Source organism: Xanthomonas sp. NCPPB 3174 (assembly GCF_056725205.1).
In genome coordinates this window covers 1,551,272-1,577,637 of sequence record NZ_CM161517.1, presented here as the reverse complement: position 1 = coordinate 1,577,637, position 26,366 = coordinate 1,551,272, and the positions used below count along the sequence as shown (strand labels likewise).

The 26,366-nt window shown below is 71.5% G+C and carries 20 protein-coding genes; 11 read left to right on the top strand and 9 right to left on the bottom strand.

All coding sequences use genetic code 11. The features are described from left to right. Nucleotides 1-95 precede the first annotated feature (95 nt). Complete coding sequence (locus AC1PK7_RS06925) at nucleotides 96-638, top strand: shikimate kinase (protein ID WP_010344147.1); 543 nt, start codon at nucleotides 96-98, stop codon at nucleotides 636-638. Next, complete coding sequence (gene aroB / locus AC1PK7_RS06920; RefSeq protein ID WP_481100298.1) at nucleotides 635-1,744, top strand: 3-dehydroquinate synthase; 1,110 nt, start codon at nucleotides 635-637, stop codon at nucleotides 1,742-1,744. The genes AC1PK7_RS06925 and aroB overlap by 4 nt, the downstream gene beginning before the upstream one ends. Nucleotides 1,745-1,802: 58 nt before the next feature. Here aroB and AC1PK7_RS06915 read toward each other — a convergent pair whose 3' ends face one another. After that, entirely contained in the window at nucleotides 1,803-2,621 is an 819-nt protein-coding gene (locus tag AC1PK7_RS06915) for an AraC family transcriptional regulator (protein ID WP_481100297.1), read from the bottom strand. Between the two features lie 111 nt (nucleotides 2,622-2,732). On the opposite strand from AC1PK7_RS06915, the gene AC1PK7_RS06910 reads away from it, so the two are divergent. Beyond that, the gene (locus AC1PK7_RS06910) at nucleotides 2,733-3,758 is read left to right on the top strand and encodes an alpha/beta hydrolase (RefSeq protein ID WP_481100296.1); all 1,026 of its coding nucleotides are present in this window, start codon (nucleotides 2,733-2,735) and stop codon (nucleotides 3,756-3,758) included. Nucleotides 3,759-3,827: 69 nt separating this feature from the next. Here the strand turns inward: AC1PK7_RS06910 and AC1PK7_RS06905 are convergent, their stop codons facing one another. The 5 genes from AC1PK7_RS06905 to AC1PK7_RS06885 form a co-directional block, all read right to left on the bottom strand. After that, a complete protein-coding gene (locus AC1PK7_RS06905; protein ID WP_481100295.1) occupies nucleotides 3,828-5,273 on the bottom strand; it encodes an efflux transporter outer membrane subunit in 1,446 nt (481 codons plus the stop codon). Continuing rightward, nucleotides 5,273-8,473, bottom strand: a complete 3,201-nt coding sequence (locus tag AC1PK7_RS06900; RefSeq protein ID WP_481100294.1) for an efflux RND transporter permease subunit — start codon at nucleotides 8,471-8,473, stop codon at nucleotides 5,273-5,275. The genes AC1PK7_RS06905 and AC1PK7_RS06900 overlap by 1 nt, the downstream gene beginning before the upstream one ends. Beyond that, nucleotides 8,470-9,501, bottom strand: a complete 1,032-nt coding sequence (locus AC1PK7_RS06895; RefSeq protein ID WP_481100854.1) for an efflux RND transporter periplasmic adaptor subunit — start codon at nucleotides 9,499-9,501, stop codon at nucleotides 8,470-8,472. The genes AC1PK7_RS06900 and AC1PK7_RS06895 overlap by 4 nt, the downstream gene beginning before the upstream one ends. 521 nt (nucleotides 9,502-10,022) lie before the next feature. Further along, nucleotides 10,023-10,346, bottom strand: coding sequence for a cupin domain-containing protein (locus AC1PK7_RS06890; RefSeq protein ID WP_420009359.1), 324 nt, complete (start codon nucleotides 10,344-10,346; stop codon nucleotides 10,023-10,025). Then, nucleotides 10,343-10,966: a cysteine hydrolase family protein gene (locus tag AC1PK7_RS06885; protein WP_481100293.1), complete on the bottom strand. Its 624-nt coding sequence runs from the start codon at nucleotides 10,964-10,966 to the stop codon at nucleotides 10,343-10,345. The genes AC1PK7_RS06890 and AC1PK7_RS06885 overlap by 4 nt, the downstream gene beginning before the upstream one ends. 92 nt (nucleotides 10,967-11,058) lie before the next feature. Between AC1PK7_RS06885 and AC1PK7_RS06880 the strand changes: the two genes are divergently transcribed. The 4 genes from AC1PK7_RS06880 to mdtD all read left to right on the top strand — a co-directional run bounded on the left by AC1PK7_RS06880 (nucleotide 11,059) and on the right by mdtD (nucleotide 15,148). Next, nucleotides 11,059-12,012, top strand: coding sequence for a GlxA family transcriptional regulator (locus tag AC1PK7_RS06880; RefSeq protein ID WP_481100292.1), 954 nt, complete (start codon nucleotides 11,059-11,061; stop codon nucleotides 12,010-12,012). A 63-nt stretch (nucleotides 12,013-12,075) separates the two neighbouring features. Then, nucleotides 12,076-12,330, top strand: a complete 255-nt coding sequence (locus AC1PK7_RS06875; RefSeq protein ID WP_010344159.1) for a WGR domain-containing protein — start codon at nucleotides 12,076-12,078, stop codon at nucleotides 12,328-12,330. A 9-nt stretch (nucleotides 12,331-12,339) separates the two neighbouring features. After that, nucleotides 12,340-13,407 carry a uroporphyrinogen decarboxylase gene (gene hemE, locus AC1PK7_RS06870; protein WP_481100291.1) on the top strand — a complete coding sequence of 356 codons (1,068 nt, stop codon included), beginning with the start codon at nucleotides 12,340-12,342 and terminating at the stop codon, nucleotides 13,405-13,407. Between the two features lie 310 nt (nucleotides 13,408-13,717). Further along, entirely contained in the window at nucleotides 13,718-15,148 is a 1,431-nt protein-coding gene (gene mdtD, locus AC1PK7_RS06865; protein WP_209244203.1) for a multidrug transporter subunit MdtD, read from the top strand. 115 nt (nucleotides 15,149-15,263) lie between these two features. Here mdtD and AC1PK7_RS06860 read toward each other — a convergent pair whose 3' ends face one another. Beyond that, on the bottom strand, nucleotides 15,264-18,818 hold the full coding sequence (locus AC1PK7_RS06860) for a hybrid sensor histidine kinase/response regulator (protein WP_481100290.1): 3,555 nt from the start codon (nucleotides 18,816-18,818) through the stop codon (nucleotides 15,264-15,266). Between the two features lie 112 nt (nucleotides 18,819-18,930). Then, nucleotides 18,931-22,494 carry a hybrid sensor histidine kinase/response regulator gene (locus tag AC1PK7_RS06855; protein WP_481100289.1) on the bottom strand — a complete coding sequence of 1,188 codons (3,564 nt, stop codon included), beginning with the start codon at nucleotides 22,492-22,494 and terminating at the stop codon, nucleotides 18,931-18,933. 231 nt (nucleotides 22,495-22,725) lie between these two features. Between AC1PK7_RS06855 and AC1PK7_RS06850 the strand changes: the two genes are divergently transcribed. Genes AC1PK7_RS06850 through AC1PK7_RS06840 form a run of 3 tightly spaced genes read left to right on the top strand, consistent with a single transcriptional unit; the run spans nucleotide 22,726 to nucleotide 24,539 of the window. Continuing rightward, nucleotides 22,726-23,394 carry a YceI family protein gene (locus AC1PK7_RS06850; protein WP_481100288.1) on the top strand — a complete coding sequence of 223 codons (669 nt, stop codon included), beginning with the start codon at nucleotides 22,726-22,728 and terminating at the stop codon, nucleotides 23,392-23,394. After that, complete coding sequence (locus AC1PK7_RS06845) at nucleotides 23,391-23,957, top strand: cytochrome b (protein WP_481100287.1); 567 nt, start codon at nucleotides 23,391-23,393, stop codon at nucleotides 23,955-23,957. The genes AC1PK7_RS06850 and AC1PK7_RS06845 overlap by 4 nt, the downstream gene beginning before the upstream one ends. Before the next feature lie 12 nt (nucleotides 23,958-23,969). Beyond that, nucleotides 23,970-24,539: a YceI family protein gene (locus AC1PK7_RS06840; RefSeq protein WP_017915126.1), complete on the top strand. Its 570-nt coding sequence runs from the start codon at nucleotides 23,970-23,972 to the stop codon at nucleotides 24,537-24,539. Nucleotides 24,540-24,616: 77 nt separating this feature from the next. On the opposite strand, the gene AC1PK7_RS06835 is transcribed toward AC1PK7_RS06840, so the two are convergent. Then, entirely contained in the window at nucleotides 24,617-24,856 is a 240-nt protein-coding gene (locus tag AC1PK7_RS06835; RefSeq protein ID WP_481100286.1) for a glutaredoxin family protein, read from the bottom strand. A gap of 88 nt (nucleotides 24,857-24,944) precedes the next feature. Between AC1PK7_RS06835 and AC1PK7_RS06830 the strand changes: the two genes are divergently transcribed. Beyond that, complete coding sequence (locus AC1PK7_RS06830; protein WP_010344168.1) at nucleotides 24,945-26,327, top strand: L-serine ammonia-lyase; 1,383 nt, start codon at nucleotides 24,945-24,947, stop codon at nucleotides 26,325-26,327. The last annotated feature ends 39 nt before the right edge of the window (nucleotides 26,328-26,366 follow it).

Here is a 26,366-nt window from a genome sequence, read left to right as displayed (position 1 = left end):
CCATGCACCGCGCGACGCACGCTTCGCCGCGCGAGGCCCCGCGCACGCGCCGGCGCGGCGCGCGGGGCGGCATCGGTGTCTGCTAGCATCGGCGGATGAATCCCGCCCCCAACCTGGTGCTGGTCGGCCCGATGGGCGCTGGCAAGAGCGTCATCGGTCGCCGCCTGGCCGAGCGCTTCGGTCTGGTCTTCGTCGACAGCGACCAGACCATCGTCGAGCGCACCGGCGCCAGCATCGCCTCGCTGTTCGAGCACGCCGGCGAGGCCGGCTTCCGCGAACACGAGCGCGCGGTGCTGGAAAGCATTCTGAGCACGCCCGGCCACCTGATCTCCACCGGCGGCGGCGCCGTGCTCAACGCCGACAGCCGCCGCGAGATGCGCGAGCACGGCTTCGTGGTGTACCTGCGGGTGGGCGTGGCCGCGCAACTGCAGCGCCTGCACCGCGACCGCAGCCGCCCGCTGCTGCAGCGTGGCGACCGCGAGCAGGTGTTGCGCGACCTGCACGCGGTGCGCGAACCGCTGTACCGCGAGGTCGCCGACCTGATCCTGGACACCGACCACCTCACCCCGGCCGAGGCCACCGCGCAACTGGTCGTGCGCCTGGCCGCGTCGTGGAAACTTCCGGAACCCACTGCATGACCGCAACATCGCGCACGGTCGAGGTCGCTGGCGACCCGGCCTACACCATCCGCATCGGCCCCGGCCTGCTCGACGACGGCACCGCCCTCGCCGCGCAGGTGCGCGGCCGCCACGTGTTGCTGCTCAGCGATAGCCAAGTGGCGCCGCTGTACGCCGCGCAGGTCCGCAGCGCGCTGCTGGCGACACGCCCGGAATTGCAGATCGGCGCGTTCGTGATTCCCGCCGGCGAGGCCTCCAAGACCCTGGACAACTTCGCCGCGGCGATCGCCGCGCTGGCCGCGCTCGGCGCCACCCGCGACGCCTGCGTGCTGGCGCTGGGCGGCGGCGTGGTCGGCGACCTGGCCGGGTTCGCCGCCGCCTGCTGGATGCGCGGCGTGGATTGCGTGCAACTGCCGACCACGCTGCTGGCGATGGTCGACTCCTCGGTCGGCGGCAAGACCGCGGTGGACATCCCGCAGGGCAAGAACCTGGTCGGCGCGTTCCATCCGCCGCGCGCGGTACTGGCCGACACCGCCACGCTGCGCAGCCTGCCGCCGCGCGAACTGCGCGCCGGGCTGGCCGAGGTGATCAAGTACGGCGCCATCCGCGACCCGCTGTTCTTCGAATGGCTGCACGCCGAACGCCGCGCGCTGCTGGCCGGCGAGGCGGCCGCGCTGGCGCAGGCGATCGCGCGCAGTTGCGAACACAAGGCCGAGATCGTCGCCCGCGATCCGCTGGAAAAGGGCGAGCGCGCCCTGCTCAACCTCGGCCACACCTTCGGCCACGCCATCGAGACCGAACAGGGCTACGGCGCTCCGGACAACGCCAACCTCAACCACGGCGAAGCGGTGGCGGTGGGCATGGTGCTGGCCGCGGAACTGTCGGCCCGGCTGGGCATGGCCAGCGCGCAGGACACGGAGAAACTGCGCGCGCTGCTGCAGGACTTCGGCCTGCCCACCGCGCTGCCGGCCGGGCTGGCGCCGGAGGCGTTGCTGGCGCGCATGCGCCTGGACAAGAAGAACCTGGCCGGACGCCTGCGGCTGGTGCTGTGGCGCGGCATCGGCCACGCCGAGATCGTCCCCGACGTGGACGAGGCCGAAGTGCTGGCGGTGCTGGCCGCCGGCTGAGCGAGCAGGCCGCCGAGCGCGTCTCCGCGCGCGCCCGGCTACCTGCGAGTGCACCCGCTCAGCGTGCCTGCCGCCACGCGCGCGGGCTCTGCCCCACCTGCGCCTTGAACACGCGCGACACCGCGGCCTCGCTGCCGTAGCCCACCTCGTCGGCGAGCTGCTTCAGCGGCCGCCCTTCGCGCAGGCCGCGCTGCACCAGGGCGATGCGCCAGTCCTGCAGGTATTGGCCCGGCGTGCAACCGAGCGTCTCGCGAAAACTGCGCGCGAACGCGCTGCGCGACATGCCGGCCCGCGCCGCCAGGCTCTCCAGCGTCCACGGCTGCGCCGGGGCGTCGTGGATGCCGGTCAGCGCCAGCCGCAGCCGCGCATCGGCCATGCCGGCGAGCATGCCGCCGTCGGTGAGCCCCTGCTCCATCAGTTCGCGGACCACGTGCACCAGCACCACCTCGAACAAGCGATTCAACACCGCCTGGCGCCCGCAATGCTGCGCGAACGCTTCCTCGAACAGCAGGTGCAGCAGCGTCTCACCCTGGCGCAGCGCGTCCAGCGGCAGGCAGATGCAGGCCGGCAAGGCGCGCACCAGCGGATTGGCCGCACCGCCGCTGAAGCGAAGATGCGCACAGGCGAAATCCGCACCACGTTGCGCGTCGGTCTCGAAGCGGTGCGGCATGGCCTGCGGGTACAGCAGCAGGCTCGGCCGGTCTATCCGCAGCACGTGCCCGTCGCCGTTATGGACGACCACGCTGCCCTGGCGCAGCAGGTGCAGTTGCCCGCGGTCGCCGTCGTCGAGCCGGTGCAGCCCGCACAGCGTGCCGGCGTGGAAGACCTCGGCGCTGACCGAGAAGTGGGTCAGCAAGGCGGCCAGGCGGTCGGCCATTGTGGACTCCGGGCAAAGTTTTCTGGACGATTCGCCACCTATCGTATCGCCTTGGCGCGCAAAGTCACTCCTGTCGCCGGCACATCGCCCGGCATGCCCCAGGAGACCGCCATGAAGACCCTGCTTCCCTTGCTCGCCACCTCGCTGCTGGCCGGTGCGATCGGCACCGCCACCGCCGCGACGCCGGCCGACCAGCCCGCGCCGCTGCGCCCGGTCGCGACGTTCCTCGCTGCGCTCAACGGCAGCGGCGGCAAGCCGATCGAGCAGCTCACCCCGGCGCAGGCACGGCAGGTGCTGCGCGATGCCCAGGCCAATACGCCGCTGCCGCCGGCCGAGGTCAGCCGCACCACCATCCAGGCCGACGGCAAGCCGCTGAACCTGGTGATCGTGCGGCCACCGCACACGGATGGCGAGGTGTTGCCGGCCTTCATGTTCTTCCACGGCGGCGGCTGGGTGCTGGGCGACTTCGCGACCCACGAACGCCTGATCCGCGACCTGGTCAACGCGTCAGGCGCGGTGGCCGTCTATGTGGACTACACGCCGTCGCCGGAAGCGCAGTATCCGATCGCCATCCACCAGGCCTACGCCGCCACCCGCTGGGTCGCCGAGCACGGCGCGCAGATCGGCGTGGACGGCAAGCGTCTGGCGCTGGCCGGCAACAGCGTCGGCGGCAACATGGTCGCGGCCGTGGCGCTGCAGGCCAAGGCCGCGGGGACGCCGGCGCTGCGCTACGACCTGATGCTGTGGCCGGTGACCGACGCCCGCTTCGACGATGGCTCGTACCAGCAGTTCCAGAGCGGCTACTTCCTCACCCGCAACATGATGACCTGGTTCTGGGACAACTACACCACCGACCCCAAGGCCCGCGCCGAGATCACCGCCTCGCCGCTGCGCGCCACCCCGGCGCAGCTGGCCGGCCTGCCGCCGACGCTGATCCAGACCGCCGAACTGGACGTGCTGCGCGACGAGGGCGAAGCCTTCGGCCGCAAGCTGGACCAGGCCGGCGTGACGGTCACGGTGACCCGCTACAACGGGCTGATCCATGACTTCGGCCTGCTCAATGCCCTGCGCGACGTGCCTGCGGTGCGGACCGCGATCCAGCAGGCGGGCGACGGACTGCGCGAGCACTTGAAGTAAGCGCACGTTGGGCGGCACGCCCTGCAGCGCTCCCGGCTGCAGCGTGCCGCCCACTCGCACCCAACGCACTCAGGGCTGGGCGCGCTCCAGCGAGGCATCCCCGCCCAGGGTGCGATACAGCGTCACCCGATTGGTGGCCGCGGTCAGTTCCACCGCCACCAGACTGCGCTGCGCAGCGTAGTAGCTGCGCTGCGCATCCAGGTTGGACAGCGCGCTTTCCACGCCCTCGCGGTAGCGCTGCGCGCTGGCGTCGTAGGTGTTGGCGGCATCGGCGAGGAGCGCGCGCTGCGCCTGCACCTGCGCATCGATGGTGCCGCGCCGGGCCAGGGCATCGGCCACTTCACTGAAGGCGGTCTGCATGGTCTTTTCGTAGCCGGCCACCGCGGCATCGCGCTGCGCCTCGGTGTAGCGCACATTGGCGCGCGCTGCGCCGCCATCGAACACGGTGTAGGCGACGCCGGCGCCCACCGATGCGGTGCGCGCGTCGTGGGTGAACAGCTGCGACAGCGCGGTACTGGTCAGGCCCAGCAGGCCGCTCAGGCTGATGCTGGGAAACAACGCGGCGCGCGCCGCACCGATCTGGGCGTTGACCGCGCGCAGTTCGTACTCGGCCTGCACCACGTCGGGCCGACGCAGCAGTACGCTGGTGTCCAGGCCGGCCGGCGGATCGCCGATGCTGGCCGCGACCTCCTCGATCGAACCCGGCAACAGCGCCGGATCGACCGGAGCGCCCACCAGCAGTTGCAAGGCATTGGCGTCCTGCGCCAGCGCCGTGGTCTGCGCGGCAAGGTCGGCCTGCGCGGCATGCAGCACCTGGTTGGCCTGGTCCAGGTCCGAACGCGGCACGATGCCGCCATCCACCCGCTGCGCGGTCAGCGCCACGCTGGCGCCGGCGCTGCGCACGGTGTCCTGCGCGAGCGTGAGCAGGCTGCGATCGCTGGCGTAGGTCAGCCAGGTCGTGGCGATGTCGCCGACCAGGGTCAGGCGCGTGGCCCGGGCCGCGGCTTCCTGTTCCAGGTAGCGCTGCTGCGCGGCCGCTGTCAGCGCGTGGATCCGGCCGAACAGGTCGACTTCGAAGGCGGTAACGCCCAAGCCCAGGTCGTAGTTGCTGGCATAACCGGCAGCCGGCGCGGCCGCTGCGTTGCCGCCCTGCGTGGCGTCGTTGGCCGGGGCCGCGCCCTTGCCTCGGTAGGAACGCGCATAGCTCGCGCTGGTGCCGACCTCCGGCAGCAACGCGGCGCGCTGGATCCGGTACTGCGCGCGCGCCTGGGCGATGTCGGCGAGGGCGATCCGCAGGTCGCGGTTGTTGTCCAATGCCTGCGCGACGAGCGCCTGCAGCCGCGGGTCGGCGAACACCTGCCGGTAGCTCAGCGACGGCAGCGTGGCCTCGTGCTGCGCCAGGTAGGCATCGCCCACCGGCCACGACGGCGGGATCGGTGCGGCGGGACGCACGTAGGCCGGCGTCAGGCTGCACGCCGACAGCAGGCACGCGGCGCCGAGCGCGAGCGCGCGCATCAGGCCGGCTCCGGCAGCGTCGGCGCCGACGGCGGCGCGGCGCCGTTGCGACGTGCGCGGCGGCGCGCCAGCCACTCGGCCATCGCGATGTGGAAGGCCGGCGTCAGGTACAGGGTCAGCGCCTGCGAGAACAGCAGGCCGCCGACCACCGCGATGCCGAGCGGGCGCCGCGCCTCGGCGCCGGCGCCGAACCCCAGCGCGATCGGCAACGATCCCAGCACCGCCGCCAGGGTGGTCATCATGATCGGGCGGAAGCGCACCGTGGCCGCTTCCAGCATCGCCGCGCGCGGCTGTTTCCAGCGTTCCTCGCCCGAGCGCTCCAGGTCCAGCGCGTAGTCCACCATCATGATGCCGTTCTTCTTGACCAGCCCGACCAGCAGGATCAGGCCGACGAAGCTGAAGAGATTGAGCTCCTGGCGGAACAGCACCAGCATGAGGATGGCGCCGAACCCGGCCAGCGGCAGCGAGGTCAGGATGGTGATCGGGTGCAGCGCGTTCTCGTACAGGATCGCCAGCACGCCATAGATCAGCAGCACGGTGATCAGCAGCAGCATCGGCAGCGTCTTCAGCGAATTCTCGAAGGCCTGCGCCGAGCCGGCGAACTGGCCGCTGATCGCGCGGGCGTCGTCCTTGCCCAGGGTCTGCGCCATCAGGTTGCCGATGCCGGCGGCGGCATCGCCCAGCGACACGCCCGGCGCCAGGTTCATCGACAGCGTCACCGCCGGCAGGCCGGCGTAGTGGTTGATCGCCACCGGCCCCACGCCCATGCGCACGTCGGCCACCGCGCGCAGCGGCACCATCGGGCCGCCGGCCGCGGTCAACACGGCGCTGGTGCCGGAACTGCTGTTGGAGGTCTGCGTGCCGATCGCGGTGATGCCTGGGTTCTGGTTGCCGTTGAACGACAACGCATCCAGGCCGTTGAGGTCGGCCTGCGCCGCGGGATCGACCTGCAGCAGCACCTCGTACTGGTCTGTGTCGCCGTAGATGGTGCTGATCTTGCGGCCGCCGTAGGCGCTGGCCAGGGTGTCCTGCAGGCCGGCGGCGGTGACGCCCAGCGCGGCGGCCTGCTCGCGGTGCAGCACCACCTCGATCTCCGGGTTCTTGAGCTGCAGGTCGCTCTGCGGATCCTGCACGTCGCGCAGTTGCCGGATGCGTTGCAGGATGGTGTCGGACTGGGCGTACAGCGCCTTCTGGTCGGTGGACTGCAGCACGTACTGCAGCGACCCGTTCGAGGCGGTCGGCCCCATGTCGATCGCCGGCGGATTGCGCATGTTGAGGGTGATGCCCTGGATCGCGGCGACCTGCTTGCGCACGTCCTGGATCACCTCCTCGGCGCTGCCGCTGCGCTCGGACAGCGGCTTGAGCCCGATCAGCAGGCGCCCGCTGTTGCTGAGCGAATTGTCCGAACCGATCACCGATTCGACGTTGGCCACGTTGGGATTGCGCTGGATGATCTTCACCACCGCCGCCTGCTTGGCGACGAAGTCGGCGAAGGCGGTGCCCTCGGGCACGCGGGTGTCGCCGTCGATCTTTCCCGAATCCACCTGCGGGATGAAGCCCTTCTCGACCACGGCATAGACGCCGGCGGTGCCGACCAGGGTGGCCAGGCCGATGACGCACATCAGGCCGATGCGCTCGGTCGCCCAGGCCAGCGAGCGCGCGTAGCTGCGTTCGCTGGCGTCGACCAGCCGGTCGAAGCGCTCGAACACCCAGCCCGTGCTCTTCTTCGGGTCGAGCCAGCGGCTGGCGAGCATCGGCGTGAGCGTCAGCGAGACGATGCCGGACAGGATCACCGCGATCGCGATCACCATGCCGAACTCGGAGAACAGCCGCCCCACCAGCCCGCCCATGAACACGATCGGCAGGAACACCGCCGACAGCGACACCGTCATCGACAGCACGGTGAAGCCGATCTCGCGCGAGGCGGCGATGGCCGCGTCCATGCGGCTGGCGCCCCGCTCGGCGTGGCGGACGATGTTCTCGATGACCACGATGGCATCGTCGACGACGAAGCCCACCGACAGGGTCAGCGCCAGCATCGAGATGTTGTCGAGGCTGAAGTGCAGCAGGCGCATCACCGCGAAGGTGCCGATCAGCGAGGTCGGCAGCACCAGCGCCACGATCAGGGTCGCCATCCAGCTGCGCAGGAACAGCAGGATCACCACGATCACCAGCACCAGCGAGCCGACCAGGGTCCACTCCACGTCCTCCACCGAGGCGCCGATGTAGTCGCCGCGGTCGTAGAGCACGTCGAGCTGGGCGTCGCCGGGCAACTGCGCGCGGATCCCCGGCAGCGCCGCCTGGATGCCCTGGGTCACCGACAGCGTGTTGGCGCCCGGCTGGCGATGGATGTTGATCTCGATCGCACGTTGGCCGTTGAGCGAGGCCGCGGTCTGCAGGTTCTCGACGCTGTCCTCGGCATGGCCGACGTCGCGCAGGCGCACCGGCGCACCGTCCGCATAGCTCAGCACCATGGCGTCGAAATCGGCCGCGCGCTTGAGCTGCCCGTCGGCGCGCACAGTGTAGGACCGCGCGCGCCCCATCAGCGTGCCGGCCGGTGCGTTGCTGTTGCCCGCCTGCACCGCCGACACCACCTGGTCGAAGCCCAGGTGGCGGGCGGCGAGCAGGTGCGGATTGACGAACAGGCGCACCGCGTACTTCTGTGCGCCGTTGACGTCGATCTGGCCGGCGCCCGGCACCGAGGCCAGGCGCAGCGCCACGCGGTCCTTGGCGAACTGGTTGAGCAGCGGCAGCGCGATGGTCCTGGAGCGCAAGATCAGGTGCATGATCGGCGCGGCGCTGGGGTCCTCCTTCTGGATCTGCGCCGGGTTGATCTCGCGCGGCAGCAGCCCGGCCGCCTGCGAGACCGCGTTCTGCACGTCCTGCGCGGCGGCATCGACATTGCGGCTCAACGCGAACTGCAACACGATGCGGGTGCTGCCGACGCTGCTGGTCGAGCTCATCGTGTCCAGCCCGGGCAGGCCGCTGAACTGGCGCTCCAGCGGCGTCGCCACCGCCGCGGCCATGGTCTCGGGATTGGCGCCGGGCAGCGACATGTTGACGGTGATGGTCGGGAAGCTGACGTCGGGCAGCTCGCTCACCGGCAGCGCGAAGTAGGCCATGCCGCCGGCCAGCACCAGCGCGATCATCAGCACCGAGGTCATCACCGCGCGGCGGATGAACAGCGCCGAGAGGTTCACGCAGGCCGCCCGGTCGCCGCCGCGGTCGGCATGGCGTGCGGGTTGCCGGATTGCACCGCGCTGCCGTCGCGCAGTTCGTTGGGCACGGTGAGGATGACGCGGTCGCCCGCACGCAGGCCCTTGGCGATCACCGCCTGACCGTCGATCATCCGCGCCACGGTCAGCGGCCGCGCCACGGCATGGCCCTCGACCACGCAGTACACGTAAGGCCCCTGCTGTCCCTGCTGCAAGGCGCTCTCGGGCACCGACAGCGCCTGCGGGTCCTCCGCCAGGATCACCCGCACGGTCACGAACTGCCCCGGCCACAGCGTGGCGCGGGCGTTGGCGAAGCGCGCGCGCAGTTCCAGGGTGCCGCTGCTGGTGTCGAATGCATTGTCGAGAAACGCCAATTCGCCGCGCTCCAGCAGCGTGCCCTTCACCGCATCCAGCGCCAGCACCGGCAAGCCCAGGCCCTGCCGCCCCAGCGGCGCCGCCCGCACCGCGTCGACCTGCACATGCGCCAGGGCGAAGCGCACCTCGATCGGCGTGCTGACGTTGAGCGTCACCAGCGCGGTGCTGGACCCGCTGGACACCAGGTTGCCCGGCTTGACCGCGATGGCGCCGGCGCGGCCGTCGATGGGCGCGCGGACCTGGGTGTAGGCCAGCGACAGCTGCGTCTGCTCGACCTGCGCCTGGTCGGCGGCGACGGTGCCGCGCAGCGAGCGCAGCGTGTCGGCCGCCGTGGTGTAGGTCTTGGGATCCACCGCGCCGGTCCTGGACAGCTTGGCGTAGCGCGCCTCGGTATCGGCCGCATCCGCCGCCAGCGCCTGGTCGCGGGCCAGGGTGGCGCGTGCCTGCGCCAACGCCGCGCGCAGCGGGCGCGGGTCGATGGTGAACAGCAGTTGCCCGGCGTGGACCTGCTCGCCGTCATGGATCAGCACCGACTGCAGCACCCCGTCGGCCTGCGCGCGCACCTCCACGGTCTGCGGCGACAGCAGCGTGCCGGAGGTCTCGATGATGTCCGGCACCCGGTGCGGCGCGACGGTCATGGTCTGCACGCGCAAGGGTTCGGGCGCCGGCGCGGGTGGCTGGCGATGTGCGCGCCAAATCCACACGCCGAGGATCAGCAGGCTGACTGCGACGAGTCCGGCCAGCAGTGCGACCCGGCCCAGGCCGCGCGCAGCGTATGCCGTCGCATATCCCGGCGCACGCCGGCGTGTTGTGCGCGGCGCCGCACTGTCATCGTGGATGGCAAGGTGGCGCGCGGGGTGACCGCGTCCCGCGCCGACATTTGGGTGCTGCCCAGGGAACCGCCCATCGCTCTGGCTTCGCATGCCGGCCGCGTCCGCACTCATGGTGAATGGCGATGCCGTGACACCAGGATCTCTGTGCGCACGCAGCGGCATAGCCTGTCCCAATGACGCCAGATCGACAGTGATGGCTCCGTGATAGAACGCACATGATTAGGTGCGGTGTGCGCCGCGCTGTGCACACGTCATCGACGGACACACGTTTCCGCCACCGCGTGGGCGAGGACCGCAGCGCGCCAGCCAGGAGTGCGCCAGAACGCTCACGGACTGCCGTCGCGCTCCACCACCAGCACCCGCGCCGGGCCCTGCGGGTGCGCCACGTGTTCGGTACCCTCCGGCGCATGGAACACGTCGCCGGCCTGCAGCAGCGCCGCCTGCTCGGTGCCGTGCGCGCGCCAGCGCATCTGCACCTGCCCGTCCAGCACCACGAACACCTCCTGGCCATCGTTGACGTGCCAGACATAGGGCTGGTCGGTCCAATGGATGCGCACGCCGATCCCGTCCAGCAACGCCACCGGCAGCGCCTCCCAGGCGCGGGTGCCGGTGAAGTCGCGCGCCCGCAGCACCCGCGGCGCGGCGCTCATGCCAGGCCCCGCGCGCGGCGGTTGGACTGCAGCACGTTGTCGCGCGGTAGCGGCAGCCCCGCCTGCACCGCCGCGATCCACTGCGCGGTGTCGGCGACCGCGGCGAAGTTGCTGTGGAACACCACCCCGAATACCCGGTGGATCTCCTCGGCGCTGGCCTGGCCGGCGGCGTTGGCATACGGCAGCGCGCCGCTGGCGTCGCCCAGCACTTCCACCGCCAGCCCGCGGTGGAAGGTCTCGTACACGGTCGAGGCATTGCAGTTGTGGGTCATGTAGCCGGCCACGGTCAGCGTGTCGATCGCGTGCTGCTGCAGCCAGTCGGCCAGCTCGGTATCGGCGAACACGCTCGGCCGGCTCTTGCGCAGCAGCCGCGCATGCGGCCGCGCGGCGACCTGCGGGTGCAGCGCCCAACCGGCGCTGCCATCGGCGAACACCGGTGACTGCGCCGGCGCGGTGTGCTGCACCACCAGCACCGGCACGCCGTGCGCCTGCGCCGCGTCCATCGCCTGCAGGATGTTGGGCAACGACTGCGCCACCGGCGGATGGGCGATGGGCAGCGCGCCATCGAAATACTCGTTCTGGACGTCGATGACCAGCAGGGCGCGGCGGGGAGAGGACATGCGGTGGCTCCGGGGCGAAGGAGCGGCCAGTGTCGGCGGCCGCACACGCGCCGACGAGTGGCCCGAAACACCGTTTTCGCTAAAATCGGGCCATGCCGCCGCATCGTATCGCCGTGGTCGCCTTCGACCGCATCAGCCCCTTCCACCTGGCGGTGCCCTGCCAGGTCTTCGAAGCGCGGCCGGACACCGACCTGCCGGTGTTCGACCTGCGGGTCTGTGCGGCCGACCCGGGTCCGCTGCGCACCGACGCCGGCTTCGCCATCCACGTGCAGCACGGCCTGGAGGCGCTCGAGGGCGCCGACACGGTGATCGTGCCGTCCTGGCGCGATGCTGCCGAGCCGGCGCCGGCGGCGCTGTGCCAGGCGCTGCGCCGCGCCCACGCCGCCGGCGCGCAGGTGGTCGGGCTGTGCCTGGGCACCTTCGTGCTGGCCGATGCCGGCCTGCTCGACGGCCGCCCCGCCACCACCCACTGGGCGGCGCTGGCGCGCTTCGCGCAGCGCCATCCGCAGGTGCGGCTGCAGCCGGACGTACTGTACGTGGACGACGGCGACGTGCTGACCTCGGCCGGCACCGTGGCCGGCATCGATTGCTGCCTGCACCTGGTGCGGCGCCGCCACGGCGCCGACGTCGCCAACCGCATCGCCCGGCGCCTGGTGGTGGCGCCGCACCGCCAGGGCGGGCAGGCGCAGTACATCGAACAACCGCTGCCGGCCAGCCGCCGCGACGCCCAGCTGGGCCCGACCCTGGACTGGATGCTGCAGCGCCTGGACCAGCCGCAACGGCTGGATGCGCTGGCCGCGCACGCGCGCATGAGCCGGCGCAGCTTCACCCGGCAGTTCCGCCAGGTGACCGGGACCACCGTGGTGCAGTGGCTGGCGCACCAGCGGCTGGTGCGCGCCCAGCAGTTGCTGGAGCGCACCGACCTGCCGCTGGAGCGCATCGCCGCCGACTGCGGCTTCGGCAGCGCCGGCGCGCTGCGCCTGCAGTTCATGCGCGACCTGGGGTTGCCGCCGTCGGCGTATCGCCGCGGCTTCCGTGCCGGCTGAGCGGCCGCTGCGTTCCGCCGACCGGACCACGTCGCCTGCACCGGCACCCGCTACAATCGGCGCATGCGCGTCTTCCTCCAGCAACGCCCCGACGGCAACGAGCCGCCACGCTACCTGCAGCTGACCCTGCAGCCGGACCTGCTCGGCGGCTGGGAACTGTTGCGCGAGAGCGGCCAGATCGGTGGCCGTGCGCAGCTGCGGCGCGAGCTCTACCTGCAGCAGGAAGACGCCAACGCCGCCTTCGAGAAAGCCCGCGACGCCCAGCTCAAGCGCGGCTTCCAGGTCATGTTCACCCGTGGCGCCGACGCGCCGCGCTAAGGAATCCCCATGCTCAAGAACGACCGCCTGCTGCGCGCGCTGCGCCGCCAGCCCGTGGACCAGACCCCCGTGTGGCTGATGCGTCAGGCCGGGCGCTACCTGCCCGAGTACCGCGCCACCCGCGCCCGCGCCGGCAGCTTCCTGGCCATGGCCAAGACCCCGGAACTGGCCTGCGAGGTGACCCTGCAGCCGCTGGCGCGGTTCCCGCTGGACGCGGCGATCCTGTTCTCGGACATCCTCACCATTCCCGATGCGATGGGCCTGGAGTTGTACTTCGTCGAAGGCGAAGGCCCCAAGTTCCGCCACCCCGTGCGCGACGCTGCGGCGATCGCCAGGCTCGGCGTGCCGGACATGGAGACCGAGCTGCGCTACGTGATGGACGCGGTGCGGGTGATCCGCCGCGAACTCGACGGCAGCGTGCCGCTGATCGGCTTCTCCGGCAGCCCCTGGACCCTGGCCTGCTACATGGTCGAGGGCGGTGGCAGCGACAACTACGCGCGGATCAAGGCGTTGGCGCTGAACGACCCCGCGGCGCTGCACGCGCTGCTGTCGGTCAACACCGACGCGGTGATCGCCTACCTGGCGGCGCAGCGCGCGGCCGGCGCGCAGGCGCTGCAGGTGTTCGACACCTGGGGCGGCGTGCTGAGCCCGGCCATGTACCGCGAATTCTCCCTGCCCTACCTGCAGCGCATCGCCCGCGAACTGGCGCGCGGCGATGGCGCCGAACGCACCCCGCTGATCCTGTTCGGCAAGGGCAACGCGCCCTACCTGGAGGAGCTGGCCGGCTCCGGTGCCGAAGGCGTGGGCGTGGACTGGACCATCGACCTGGCCGACGCCGCGCGCCGCACCGGCGGCCGCGTCGCCCTGCAGGGCAACCTGGACCCGGCGATGCTGTACGGCGCGCCGCAGGCGATCGACCGCGAAGTGCAGCGCGTGCTGCGCAGCTACGCCGACGGCAACGGCGGTTCGCTGGACGGTCATGTGTTCAACCTGGGTCACGGCCTGTCGCCGGACATGCAGCCCGAACACGTCGGTGCGCTGGTGGAGGCGGTACAGCGGCATAGCCGGCGTGGTTAAACGCCGGGATTCGGGATTCGGGATTCGGGATTCGGGATTGCAGTCTCGCGCACGGTCGGCGATCTGACCGTGCGCTCGATCTTTTGCGCTTCGTAGGAGCGGCTTCAGCCGCGACAGAATGTTGCGGCAATGCCCGTCGCGGCTGAAGCCGCTCCTACAAAAACACGCGCATGCCGCCGTCTGCGGAGGCCTGCACGGCGCCTCTCGCTGAGCGTGGGCTGCATCGCCCACACGCACTGCACACGACTGCACGACACGGCGACGCGATCTGCGCGATGCTATTGCTCCCCCCGCGTCACCCTGCGTGCCGATGTCCGCGCCCTCCTCCGATCCGATCGCCGTTCCCAACGCGCGCAGTTTCCGTCCGCTGCTGTGGCTGGTCTCGCTGGCCATCTTCATGCAGATGCTCGATGCCACCATCGTCAACACCGCGTTGCCGGCGATGGCGCGCAGCCTGGGCGAGAGCCCGCTGCAGATGCAGTCGGTGGTCTTCAGCTACGCGCTGGCGGTGGCGATGTTCATTCCCGCCTCCGGCTGGATCGCCGACCGCTACGGCACACGCCGCACCTTCCTGACCGCGATCGTGCTGTTCACCCTCGGCTCACTGCTGTGCGCGGCGGCGCCGCGGCTGCCGTATCTGGTGGCCGCGCGCGTGCTGCAGGGCATCGGCGGCGCGATGCTGCTGCCGGTGGGCCGGCTGGCGGTGATGCGCTCGGTGTCGCGCGCGCAGTTCCTCAGCGCGATGAGCTTCATCGCCATCCCCGCGCTGATCGGGCCGCTGGTCGGGCCGACCCTGGGCGGCTGGCTGGTGCAGGTGGCGTCCTGGCACTGGGTGTTCCTGATCAACCTGCCGATCGGCGCGATCGGCTTCGCCGCCGCGCTGAAGATCATGCCGGACTTCTACGGCGAGCAGCGCACCCGCTTCGACCTGGTCGGCTACGCGATGCTTGCTTTCGGCATGGTCGCGCTGTCGCTGGCGCTGGACGGCATCTCCGAGCTGGGCCTGCGCCACGCCTTCGTGATGCTACTGGCGATCGCCGGGCTGGCGGCGCTGATCGGCTACTGGCTGCACGCGGCCAACGCGGCGGCGCCGCTGTTCCCGCTGCATCTGTTCAAGGTCACCAGCTTTCGCATCGGCATCCTCGGCAACCTGTTCTCGCGCGTGGGCAGCGGCAGCATGCCGTTCCTGATCCCGCTGCTGCTGCAGGTGGGCCTGGGCATGAGCCCGATGAACGCCGGGCTGATGATGATCCCGGTGGCGCTGGCCGGCATGGCCTCCAAGCGCGCGGCGGTGAAACTGGTGGAGCGCTTCGGCTACCGCCGCGTACTGATGACCAACACCGTACTGGTCGGCACCGCGATGGCCAGCTTCCTGCTGTTCGACGCCGGCCAGCCGCTGGGCTGGCGGCTGCTGCAGCTGGCGCTGTTCGGCGCGGTCAACTCGCTGCAGTTCACCGTCATGAACACCGTGACCCTGCGCGACCTGGACCGCGACCAGGCCAGTGCGGGCAACAGCCTGCTGTCGATGGTGATGATGCTGGCCACCGGCTTCGGCGCCGCGGCCGCCGGCAGCCTGCTGGCCGCGTTCAACACTCATCTGGGCGACACCCACGGCGCCACCGCGGCGCTGCATGCGACCTTCGTCTGCGTCGGCGCGATCACCCTGACCTCGACCCTGATCTTCTGGCAGTTGCCGGATACGCGGCCGCTGCCGAAGCAGGTGGAGGAAGTGGCGGAGTAGCCGAAAAGCGGGGATTGGGGAGTCGGGATTGGAGATTCGTAACGGCGGCGGTATCGCAGTCTGCCGGATCCGTTGAAGCCGCTCCTACGACGGTGACGGTGGCGCGGCGAACGCGCTAAGGGCGATCGTCGCTGCCGTGCTGCCCCGGTTGCGGTGCTTCTTCCGGGCCCGGCTCACCCTCCACCGCCTTGGCCAACATCTCGCCCGTCACCGGCTTGCGCAGGAAGCCGCTGAAACCGGCGGCACGCGCCTGCGGTTCGGCGTCGGCGTCGGCACGGGCGGTGACCGCGATCAGCGGCATGCCGTAGCCGAAGGCGCGCAACTGCCGCGCCAGCGCCAGGCCGTCCAGGCCGGGCAGATCCAGGTCCAGCAGGGCGATGTCGAAGGGGCTGGCCGCCGCTTCGGTCAGCGCGGCCAGCGCGTGCGCGGCGTGGGTGACGTTGTGGCCGCGCGCGCGCAGCAGGCCGCCGACCACCTCGGCCACGGTCGGGTCGTCCTCGACCAGCAGGATCCGCCGCGGCGCTGCGGCGCCGGCGGACGCGCTGGCGTCGCGGGGTGCCTGCGGCAGCGGCACCGGCGCCCACGGCAACGGCAGGTCGACCACGAAGCGCGTGCCGGCACCGAGCCGGCTGCTCAGGTCGATGCGTCCGCCCATCGCCACCGCCAGTTCCTGGCTGATCGCCAGGCCCAGGCCGCTGCCGCCGTAGCGCGCGGCGGTGCGCGGCCCGTCGGCCTGCTCGAAGCGCTGGAACAATCGCGCCTGCTGTTCGGCATTGATGCCCGGCCCGGTATCGGCGACCTCGAAACGCACGCCCTGCTGCGGCTGCAACGGCGCCACCCGCAACTGCACGCTGCCGTGCTCGGTGAACTTGATGGCGTTGTTGAGCAGGTTCAGCAGGATCTGCCGCACCCGCGTGGCGTCGCCGCGCGCGGTGACCTGCGGCGGCATGGCGTTGTCCAGGGCGAAGAGCAGCCCGCGGCTGCGCGCCATCGGCCCCATCATCGCCTCCAGTTCGACGATCAGCCGGCCCAGGTCGAACGGCTGCTGCTCCAGTTCCAGGCGCCCGGCCTCGATCCGCGCCAGGTCCAGCGCATCGTTGACCAAGCGCAGCAGGTGCGAGCCGGCGTCGTGGATCGACTCGGTGTAGCGGCGCTGCTTGGCATCCAGCGACGTGGCCAGCAGCAGTTCGCTCATGCCCAACACGCCGGTCATCGGCGTGCGCACCTCGTGGCCGAGCGTGGCCAGGAAGCGGGTCTTGGCCAGCGAAGCCTGCTCGGCCACCTCCTGCTTGTGCACGGCCAGTTGCCAGGCGGCGCGCCGGCGCAGGCGCCGCCGGTACAGGTAGGCGAGCAGCCACAGCGCCAGGGCGGCCAGCGCCACCAGTCCGGCCACGCCCCAGGGGCTGCGCCACCACGGCGGCAGCACGCGAAAGCGCAGCGTGACCACCTTCGACCACACCTTGTCGGCAGTACGCGCCTGCATCTCCAGGGTGTAGTGGCCCGACGGCAGCCGCGAGAACAGGCGCTCGCCGCTGGCGCCCACGTCGACCCAGTCCGGGTCGTAGCCGCTGAGGCGGAAGCGGTAGGTGTTGGCGTCGGTGTCGGAGAACGACAGCAGGCGCGCGACCACATGCAGATCGCGGTCGCCTTCCTGCAGCACGATGTGGTCGGCGTGCAGCAGATCCAGCCCACGCTCGCCGCGGCGCACGCCGATGTGCTCGATCACCAGCGGCGGCTGCCGCTGCGACGGCACCACCTGCGACGGCTCGAACAGCACCACCCCGTCCGGGGTGCCGCCGAGGATCTGCCCGCTGCGCGCCTGCACCAGGCTGCGGGTCTGGAACTCCTGGTTGGGCAGGCCGTCGTGCACGCCATAGGAGCGGATCGCCTTGCTCGCCGGATCGACCCGGATCAGGCCGCGCATGCTGCTCAGCCAGGCCACGCCGCTGGCATCGACCACCAGGCCGTTCGGCGCCAGCGCCGGGAACTCCTGCTCGGCATCGATGCGGTCGAGCAGGCTCAGCCGGCTGCCATCCCACAGATAACGCTCCAGGCAGCCGACGCTGGCCAGCCAGACCACGTTGCCGTCGCTGATCGCCAGCGCGCTCAGCGGGCGCTGCGGTGCGCCGGGCACCGCTTCGAATCGCGCGCGCTCGGGGCTCCAGGCGAGCAGCCCGTGCTGCCCCAGCAACCAGGGCTGGCCCTGCGGCCCCAGGCTGGCCTCCTGCACGGTCAGATCCGCAGGCAGGCCGGCGCTTCCCGGCGCCATGGTGCGCAGCACGTGGCCATCGAGGTCGCGCACCTGCACGCCGCTGATGTCGCTGAAGATCCAGAGGTGGCGGTCGCTGCTGAAGACGATCCGATCCACCTGCTCCATCATCGGCGCATCGGCGCCGGCGTCCTTGTCCCAGCGCCGGACCTCGCCGCTGGCCGGGTCGTAGCGCAACACGCCTCCGGCGGCCGCCGCCCACAGCCGGCCCTGCGGGTCCTCGGCGATCGCCCGCGTCCAGTCCAGACCGAACAGCGCGCGCATGTGCCGATGCACCGCGCCGGTGGCCGGGTCGAGCTTGTCCAGCACCCCGCGCGTGCCCGCCAGCCACACGCCGCCGTCGCGGGAAGCGGCGGTGGCCAGCACGTAGGGATTGCCCATCGACTCCGGGTCGTCCACCCGGTAGGACAGCACCGAGAACTGCTGCCAGTTGGCCGGCAGGTGCCACAGGCCGGCATTGCCGCTGGCGAACCACAGGCCGCCCTCGCGGTCCTCGAAGGCCAGCGACCAGTTCGGCTTGACCAGTCCGTGCGCGGAGTTGCTGTACAGCGGTACGTTGCGGATCACCCCGGACTCGCTTTCGCGGCCCAGCCCGTCCATGGTGTCGAACCAGCGCGTGCCGTGGCGGTCGTGGACCAGCATGCCCAGCACGCTGTCGCTGGGCATGTTGCGCCAGTACGGCTCCACCACGCTGGCGTCGGCGCGCACCAGGCGCGCCCCGCCGGTGGTGGCGACCCACACCGTGCCATCGCGTTCGGGGGTCAGCCCCTGCACCTCCGGCCGCGGCAGCGCGGCAGCATCGAGTCGCTGGAAATCGTGCCCGGTCCAGCGCGCCAGGCCACCGCGGGTGCCCACCCACAGGGTGCCGTCCGGCGTGGTCGCCAGATGGGTGACGCTGGCCGAAGGCAGGCTGCGCGCGTCGCCGGGGATCGGCATGAAGCGGCGCAGGCGGCCGTCCGGCTGCAACTGGTGCAGGCCGCCAGCGGCGGTCCCGAACCAGACGCTGCCGTCCGGCGTGGACGCGATGGCCCACACGGTGGTGGAGCCGATCTGCGGATAGGTGCTGCGATCGTAGTAGCGGAACTGGCGGCGATCGGCGGAGAGCATGCCCAGGCCGGCACCGTCGGTGCCGAACCAGACCCGGTTCTGCGCATCCACGTACACCGACCAGATCTTGTTGGCGTGCAGGCCGTCCTCGATCCGCCAGATGCGGTAGCCGCGTCCGTCGAAGCGCGCCAGACCGTCACCGCTGGCCAGCCACAGGTAGCCGAGCTTGTCCTCGGCGAAGCCATTGATGCTGTTGGACGGCAGGCCGTCGGCCACGGTCAGCTGGCGCGGCTGCGGCGTCGGCGGCACTGCCGCGCCGGCGACCGCGGACCACGCCAGCAGCAGCCATCCCAAGATCCGTCTCGACCGCATCGCCTCTGTCTCCCCCCGACGGGCATCCGTCCCGCGTCACCGGCGCCATCGTCGGCGATAAACGCCAGCGCTGGCAACCGCGGCCTGCATCGGCTCAGAACGGCGGTGGCGCGCCGTCCAGCACCGCGTCGATGGCCGCTTCCAGCATCTGCCCGGTGACCGGCTTGCGCACGAATCCGGCGAATCCGGCAGCGCGCGCGGCGGCCTCGGCCTCACCGTCGGAGCGCGCGGTCACCGCCACCAGCGGGAAGCCATGGCCCAGCGCACGCAATTGCCGCGCCAGCGCCAGGCCGTCGAGCGCCGGCAGGTCCAGGTCGAGCAGGCCGATGTCGAAGCTGCCCTGGCTGGCTTCGGTGAGTGCTTCCAGGCCGTGCGCGGCCCAGGCCACCTGGTGGCCGCGGCCCCGCAGCAACTCGATCATCACCTGCGCCACGGTCGGTTCGTCCTCGACCAGCAGGATGCGCAGCGCAGTGCGCGCGCGCGGCGCCACCGCCGGCGCCGCCGGCTCCTGCGCCAGGCGCCAGCGCAGCGGCAGGCCCACGCGGAAACGCGCGCCATGCCCGAGCCTGCTCTCGACCTGGATGCGCCCGCCCATCGCCATCGCCAGTTCCTGGCTGATCGCCAGGCCCAGGCCGCTGCCGCCCTGGCGCACCGCGGTGCGCGGGCCATCGCCCTGCTCGAAGCGCTGGAACAGCCGCGCCTGTTGTTCGACGCCGATGCCCGGGCCGGTGTCGGCGACCTCGATGCACAACCCTTGGCCGTCCTGCGTCGGCGCGACCGTCAGCGCCACCGAGCCGCTGTTGGTGAACTTGATCGCATTGCCGAGCAGGTTCAGCAGGATCTGCCGCACCCGCAGCGCATCGCCCTCCACCGTGGTCGGGCCGGGCATGGCGTCGTGCAGATCGAAGCGCAGCCCGCGCGCCTGCGCCAGCGGCGCCATCAGGTTGACCACTTCGGCGATCAGCGCCTGCAATGCGAACGGCTGCGACTCCAGGCGCAGGCGTCCGGCCTCGATCCGCGCCAGGTCCAGCGCGTCGTTGACCAGGTGCAGCAGGTGCGTGCCGGCGCGGCGGATCGACTCGGTATAGCCGCGCTGCTTGGGGTCCAGCGGCGTGGCCAGCAGCAGTTCGCTCATGCCCAGCACCCCGGTCAGCGGCGTGCGCACCTCGTGGCCGAGCGTGGCCAGGAAGCGGGTCTTGGCCAGCGAGGCCTGTTCGGCCAGTTCCTGCTTGTGCAGGGCCAGTTCCCAGGCGTGCTGGCGGCCGAGGCGGCGCCGGTAGGCGCGCAGCGACACCAGCAGCAGCAGGCCGGCCGCGGCGAGCAGCCCGACGATGCCCCAGACGCTGCGCCACCACGGCGGCTGCACCTGGAACGGCAGGCGCAGCGTCGGCGACCACGCGCCATTGCGGGTGCGCGCCTGGATCTCCAGCACCTGCGCGCCGTCGGGCAGTTGCGGCAGGGTGCGTTCGCCGCTGGCGCCGGTGCTGACCCAGTCGCGGTCGTAGCCCGGCAGGCGGAACCGGTAGACGATGTGTTCGGGATCGATGTACGACAGCAACCGCACCGCCACGCGCAGGTCGCGATCGTCCGAGCGCAAGGTGAAGTCGCCGCGCGTCGGCAAGCTCAGCAGGCGCGGGCCGCGCCGCACCTGCACGCTCTCCATGCTCAGCGCCAGCGGCACCGGCACCGGATCCGCCTGCTGGGTGTCCAGCAGCGCCACGCTGCCGTCGGCGGCCGCGGCCACCAGCACCCCGTCGGCGGTCATCAGCAGGCCGCGCCGGACCAGTTCCTGGCTGCCGAGCCCATCGCGGGTACCGAACGCGCGCACCGCCGGGGTGCGCCGCGGATCGACCCGGAACAGGCCGCGGCGCATGCCCAGCCACGCGCGCCCCTGCGGATCGGCGACCAGTGCGCTGGACTCGGTGGCCGGCAGCCCGTCGGCCACCGCGTAGCGCTGGCTGCGTTGCCACCTGCTGCCGGTGCGCCGCCACAGTTCCAGCCCGGACAGCCGGTGCACCCACAGCGTGCGCGCGTCGGCGAAGGCGAACGACTGCACTTTCTCGCCGGCCAGTTCCGGCGGCGTGCGGAACTGGCCGGCCGCGTCGTCCCACTGCTGGAACTGTTCGGCGGCCACCCAGGGCGTGCCGTCCGGCGCCATCGCCAACGCCGCGATGTCGGTGCCGGCCAGGCCGTGCTGGCCGCCGGGAATGTTCTGCAGCACGCGGCCGTCGCCATCGCGCACCTGCACGCCGTAGCCCGGCGCACCGATCCACAGCCGCTGGCGCGCGTCCAGTTGCAGCCAGGCGAGCGTGCCGTCCGGGATCGCATCGGCCTCGCCGGCGGCGCGAGTCCAGCGCTGCAGAGCGCCGCCGTCCAGCGGGCCACGCAACAGCACGCTGCTACCGCCGATCCACAACGCGCCGCGCGGGTCGTCCAGCACCGACAGCGTGCGTCCGCTGGGCGCGCCGTTGGACCAGTGCGGCGCGCTCAGCGCACCGCTGGTGGTATCGAGGCGGAACACGCTGGCGCCGGCGCCAAGCAGCCACACCCCGCCCGCACGCGCCGGCGCCAGGCCGACGTACTGGTCGGCGGGCAGCCCCTGCGCGGTGCCCAGCACCGCCAGCCGGCGCCAGTCCGGACGCAGGTAGCCCAGGCCGCGGGTCGGCAGCGGCACCCACAGGCCGCCCTCGCGATCGCGCAGCAGGGTCTCCACCACGCTGGCGCCGGACACCGCCGCGCCGCCGGTGTCCACCCGCCGCGCCGGCCCGTCGGCCGGCTTGTGCCACAGGCCTTCGCCGTTGCCGAGCCAGTAGCCGCCGGCACCGTCCTCGGCGATCGCGTTGGCGGCGCGGTGCAGCGCGCCGATCCAGTCCACACGCAACCAGCGCCCGGCACGGTCGCGCCGGAACAGGCCGGTGTTGCCGCTGAACCACAGGCCATCGTTGAGCCGGGTGATCGACATGATCACCTGCTCCTCCTGCGGCATGCCGTCGTCGATGCGGTAGGCGCTGGCGTGGCGGCCGTCGTAGCGCACTAGGCCCTTGAAGGTGCCCACCCACAACACCCCGGCGTCGTCGAAGGCCAGGGTCAGCACCGCGCTGTCTAGCAGCGCGTCCACCTTCGGGTCGCCGGCACGGATGCGCTGCACCCGGCCATCGTCGCCCAGCCGGTACAGACCGCCGCGGTAGGTGCCGAAGAACACCGCATCGCCGCGGCTGGCGATGGCGAACACCTCGTCGCTGCGCATCGCCGGCTGGTTGGCCATGTTGAAGTGGCGGAAGCCGCGCCGGTCCGCGCCGAGCATGCTGAGGCCGCCGCCCTCGCAGGCCACCCAGATGCGGTCGCGCGCGTCGATGTGCAGGTCCTGCACGTAGTTGCAGCGCAGCGAGGCGGGATCGGCCGGGTCGTGGCGCCACACCCGGAACTCGCGCCCGTCGTAGCGGGCCAGGCCGTCGCCGCTGGCGATCCACAGATACCCGTCGCGGTCCAGCTGCAGCCCGGAGATGTCGCTGGACGGCAGCCCCTGCTCGCTGGAGAACACCCGGAAGCGCGGCAGTTGCGGCACCCCGGCCCAGGCGTCGGCGCTGACGCCGGCCAACGCCAACAGGCAGGCCAGCCCCCAGCAGCGCCACCGGCGTGGGGGATGCGGGATGGGCATGGACATCGGCTCCGGCAAAGGACGTCAGCGGATGAACACCGGCGCACTGCCGGGGCCGGACGCGCGGGGCGGCCGCTCCGTATGCCGCTCGCCGCGGCAGCGTTCTTATACCGCGCGGCCGCGGAAAAATCACACCTGTCGCGGCGTGCAACGAACCGTTACGTGGCGCAGGTACGCAGCCGGGCCGGACTGTGACTAGAATCCGGCGACCCTCCCAGCGCGGCCCGCTTCATGCTCAAACCCTCTCTTGTGGCGCTCCTGCTGGCCTTGCCGGGTACCGCCCTGGCCGCGCCGGCGCAGTACGCGCTGGACCCGGTACACACGCGGGTGCTGTTCGCGATCGAGCACGCCGGCTTCTCCAAGGCGCTGGGCACCGTGTCCGGCAGCACCGGCACCCTGGTGTTCGACCCGGACGACTGGCGCAGCGCCCGGCTGCAGGCGCGGGTGCCGTTGCAGCGGCTGGATCTGGGCGATGCCAAGTGGAACCGCGCCGCGCTGGCGCACAACCTGCTCGACGGCGACCGCTACCCCGAGGCGCAGTTCGTCTCCACGCGCGTGGAGCCGATCGACGCGCAGCACGCCAAGTTGATCGGGCAACTGACTCTGCACGGCGTCACCCGCGAGGTGACCCTGGACGTGACCCTGAACGCGGTCAAGCGCCATCCGCTGCCGCCGTTCCGCCGCACCGCCGGCTTCTCCGCCACCACCACGCTGCAGCGCGCCGACTTCGGCATCAGTGCCTGGCCGTCGGTGATCGGCGGCACGGTGGAACTGCGCATCGAGGCCGAGGCCACTCGCGAAGGCGGCGCCAAGGCCGAGCCGGATCCGGCACCGGGCACCCCGCCCGCCGCTCCCACCGACACCACCACCGCGCCGAATGCGCAGGACGGCACGCCATGAGCGCCCGCAACACCCCCGACCGCTGGGGCAGCGTCAGCCAGACCCTGCACTGGCTGATCGCCGCGCTGATCCTGCTGCTCGGCGTGGTCGGCCTGACCATGGGCGAGCTGCCGAAGACGCCCAAGTATTTCTGGGTCTACACCGCGCACAAGTCGCTGGGCCTGACCGTGCTGGCGCTGGTGATCGTGCGGCTGGGCTGGCGCCTGTACGCCGGCGCGCCCAAGCCGGTGCAGGGCACGCCCGGCTGGCAGGAGCGCATCGCCGACGCCACCCACGCCTTGCTGTACGTGATGATCTTCGCCATCCCGCTGTCCGGCTGGCTGTACGACTCGGCCAGCGGCCTGCGCCCGTTCCGCTGGTTCGGCCTGGTCGCGGTGCCCAAGCTCAGCGCCCCGAACGAGCACCTGCGCGACCTGTCGCACACGGTGCACGAATGGGGCTTCTGGCTGCTGATCGCGGTGGTCCTGGCGCATGCCGGCGCCGCCTTCTACCACCACCTGTTCCAACGCGATGCCACCCTGGCGCGGATGTTGCCGCGCGGCTGGCTCACCCCCAAGTCCTGAGGAGCTGTTTCGATGTCCACCCGTTTCGCGTCCCCCGCCGCCGTTGCCGCCAGCCTGGTGGCCCTGCTCGCCGCCGCCCCCGCGGTGCGGGCCGCCGACTATGTGCAGGCCCCCGGCTCCACCCTGGTGTTCGCCAGCAAGTATGACGGCGAAGTGTTCACCGGCCAGTTCCCCGGCTTCGACACCAAGCTCAGCTTCGACCCGGCCAACCTGGCCGGCGCCAAGCTCGACGTCACCATCCCGCTGGCCGGCGCCAAGAGCGGCAACAACGACCGCGATTCCACCCTGCAGGGTGCGGATTTCTTCGACGTGGCCAAGTTCGCCACCGCGCATTACCGCGCCGACAAGTTCCGCGCGCTGGGCAACAACCAGTTCGCCGCCGACGGCACCCTGGAACTGCGCGGCGTGTCCAAGCCGGTGACCCTGACCTTCACCTGGACCCCGGGCGCGCAGCCGGTGCTGGCCGGCAAGGCCACGGTCAAGCGCCTGGACTTCGGCGTGGGCGGCGGCGACTGGGCCGACACCAAGACCATTCCCAACGAAACCGCGATCAGCACCAAGGTGGTGTTCAAGGCGAAGTGATTCGCCACAGGCCGCGGGCGCGCGGCCGCTGAGCGGCGGATTTCCTCGTCGGGTCCGCCGCTTTTTTTATGCGCGTCTTACACGCGTTCGGCCGCGGCCGCCAACCAGGCGCGCACGCCATCCGCATCGAATGGCCAGTCCAGTTCGCGCCCGTCGGCGGCGCGCAGCACCGGCACGCGCACGCCATAGCGCGCCTCCAGCGCCGCGTCGTCGTCGATGAAAACGCTTTCCAGGTCGGCCACGCGCGCCTGCGCCAGCACCTGCAATGCCTGGTCGCACAGATGGCAGTCGTCGCGCTGGTACAGAGTGAGGGACATGCTCGCGTCCAATGCTGCGCTGCGGACCTGTGCCGCGCGCCGGAAGCATAGAATAGACGGTCTTTCGCCCACCCCCCTCGGCACGCGCATGGCTGTCAGTACCTTCGACCTGTTCAAGATCGGCATCGGGCCGAGTTCCTCGCACACCGTGGGGCCGATGCGCGCCGCCGAACGCTTCGTGCACCGCTGGCTGTTCGACCAGGGCCGCCTGCAGGACGTGGTGCGGGTGCGTGCCGAAGTGTTCGGCTCGCTGGCCCTGACCGGGCGCGGCCACGGCACCGACAAGGCAGTGCTGCTGGGCCTGGAAGGCCAGCGCCCGAACCTGATCGATCCGGACATCATCCCCGGCGCGCTGGAGCGCATCCGCGGCAGCAAGCGCATCAACCTGCTCGGCCAGCACGAGATCGCCTTCGACGAGAAGCGCGACCTGGCGATGAACAAGCGGCAGAAGCTGCCGTACCACACCAACGGCATGCGCTTCACCGCCTACGCGGCCAACGACGAAGTCGTCGCCACGCGCGACTACTACTCGGTCGGCGGCGGGTTCGTGGTCAACCAGGACGACGCCGCCGACGACCGCATCGTCGCCGACGAGACGCCGCTGCCCTACCCGTTCAAGAGCGGCGACGAGCTGCTGGCGCAGGCCGCGCGCAGCGGCCTGAGCATCGCCGCGCTGATGTTCGAGAACGAGAAGTGCTGGCGCAGCGAGGACGAGATCCGCGCCGGCCTGCGCGAGATCTGGGGCGCGATGCAGGCCTGCGTGACGCGCGGCATCCGCGAGGAAGGCACGCTGCCCGGCGGCCTGCACGTATCGCGGCGCGCACCGGCGCTGTACCGCGAGCTGTCGTCCAAGCCGGAAGCGGCGATGCGCGATCCGCTGACCACGCTGGACTGGGTCAACCTGTACGCGCTGGCGGTCAACGAAGAGAACGCCGCCGGCGGCCGCGTGGTCACCGCGCCCACCAACGGCGCGGCGGGCATCATTCCGGCGGTGCTGCACTACTTCGACCGCTTCTGCCCCGGCGCAGACGAACAGCGCGTATTCGACTTCCTGCTCACCGCCGCGGCGATCGGCATCCTGTACAAGGAAAACGCCTCCATCTCCGGCGCCGAGGTCGGCTGCCAGGGCGAGGTCGGCGTGGCCTGCTCGATGGCGGCCGGCGGCCTGGTCGCCGCGCTCGGCGGCAAGCCAGGGCAGATCGAGAACGCCGCCGAGATCGGCATGGAGCACAACCTCGGCCTGACCTGCGACCCGATCGGCGGCCTGGTGCAGATCCCGTGCATCGAGCGCAACGCGATGGGCGCGGTCAAGGCGATCAACGCCAGCCGCATGGCGATGCGCGGCGACGGCAAGCACAAGGTGTCGCTGGACAAGGTGATCCGCACCATGCGCGACACCGGCCGCGACATGCAGGACAAGTACAAGGAAACCAGCCGCGGCGGGCTGGCGGTGAACGTCATCGAGTGCTGAGCCACCCCGATGGACGCTGGCCCACCCGATCACCAGCGT

What these genes read in the sequence shown, in the direction of transcription:
- AC1PK7_RS06875 (WP_010344159.1), top strand. Translation starts at nt 12,076, where the DNA reads ATGCGCGTCTTCCTCCAGCAACGCCCCGACGGCAACGAGCCGCCACGC.
- AC1PK7_RS06895 (WP_481100854.1), bottom strand. Translation starts at nt 9,501, where the DNA reads ATGACCGTCGCGCCGCACCGGGTGCCGGACATCATCGAGACCTCCGGC.
- AC1PK7_RS06925 (WP_010344147.1), top strand. Translation starts at nt 96, where the DNA reads ATGAATCCCGCCCCCAACCTGGTGCTGGTCGGCCCGATGGGCGCTGGC.
- mdtD (WP_209244203.1), top strand. Translation starts at nt 13,718, where the DNA reads ATGTCCGCGCCCTCCTCCGATCCGATCGCCGTTCCCAACGCGCGCAGT.
- aroB (WP_481100298.1), top strand. Translation starts at nt 635, where the DNA reads ATGACCGCAACATCGCGCACGGTCGAGGTCGCTGGCGACCCGGCCTAC.
- AC1PK7_RS06910 (WP_481100296.1), top strand. Translation starts at nt 2,733, where the DNA reads ATGAAGACCCTGCTTCCCTTGCTCGCCACCTCGCTGCTGGCCGGTGCG.
- AC1PK7_RS06855 (WP_481100289.1), bottom strand. Translation starts at nt 22,494, where the DNA reads ATGCCCATCCCGCATCCCCCACGCCGGTGGCGCTGCTGGGGGCTGGCC.
- AC1PK7_RS06905 (WP_481100295.1), bottom strand. Translation starts at nt 5,273, where the DNA reads ATGCGCGCGCTCGCGCTCGGCGCCGCGTGCCTGCTGTCGGCGTGCAGC.
- AC1PK7_RS06845 (WP_481100287.1), top strand. Translation starts at nt 23,391, where the DNA reads ATGAGCGCCCGCAACACCCCCGACCGCTGGGGCAGCGTCAGCCAGACC.
- AC1PK7_RS06840 (WP_017915126.1), top strand. Translation starts at nt 23,970, where the DNA reads ATGTCCACCCGTTTCGCGTCCCCCGCCGCCGTTGCCGCCAGCCTGGTG.
- AC1PK7_RS06880 (WP_481100292.1), top strand. Translation starts at nt 11,059, where the DNA reads ATGCCGCCGCATCGTATCGCCGTGGTCGCCTTCGACCGCATCAGCCCC.
- hemE (WP_481100291.1), top strand. Translation starts at nt 12,340, where the DNA reads ATGCTCAAGAACGACCGCCTGCTGCGCGCGCTGCGCCGCCAGCCCGTG.
- AC1PK7_RS06830 (WP_010344168.1), top strand. Translation starts at nt 24,945, where the DNA reads ATGGCTGTCAGTACCTTCGACCTGTTCAAGATCGGCATCGGGCCGAGT.
- AC1PK7_RS06890 (WP_420009359.1), bottom strand. Translation starts at nt 10,346, where the DNA reads ATGAGCGCCGCGCCGCGGGTGCTGCGGGCGCGCGACTTCACCGGCACC.
- AC1PK7_RS06850 (WP_481100288.1), top strand. Translation starts at nt 22,726, where the DNA reads ATGCTCAAACCCTCTCTTGTGGCGCTCCTGCTGGCCTTGCCGGGTACC.
- AC1PK7_RS06915 (WP_481100297.1), bottom strand. Translation starts at nt 2,621, where the DNA reads ATGGCCGACCGCCTGGCCGCCTTGCTGACCCACTTCTCGGTCAGCGCC.
- AC1PK7_RS06885 (WP_481100293.1), bottom strand. Translation starts at nt 10,966, where the DNA reads ATGTCCTCTCCCCGCCGCGCCCTGCTGGTCATCGACGTCCAGAACGAG.
- AC1PK7_RS06835 (WP_481100286.1), bottom strand. Translation starts at nt 24,856, where the DNA reads ATGTCCCTCACTCTGTACCAGCGCGACGACTGCCATCTGTGCGACCAG.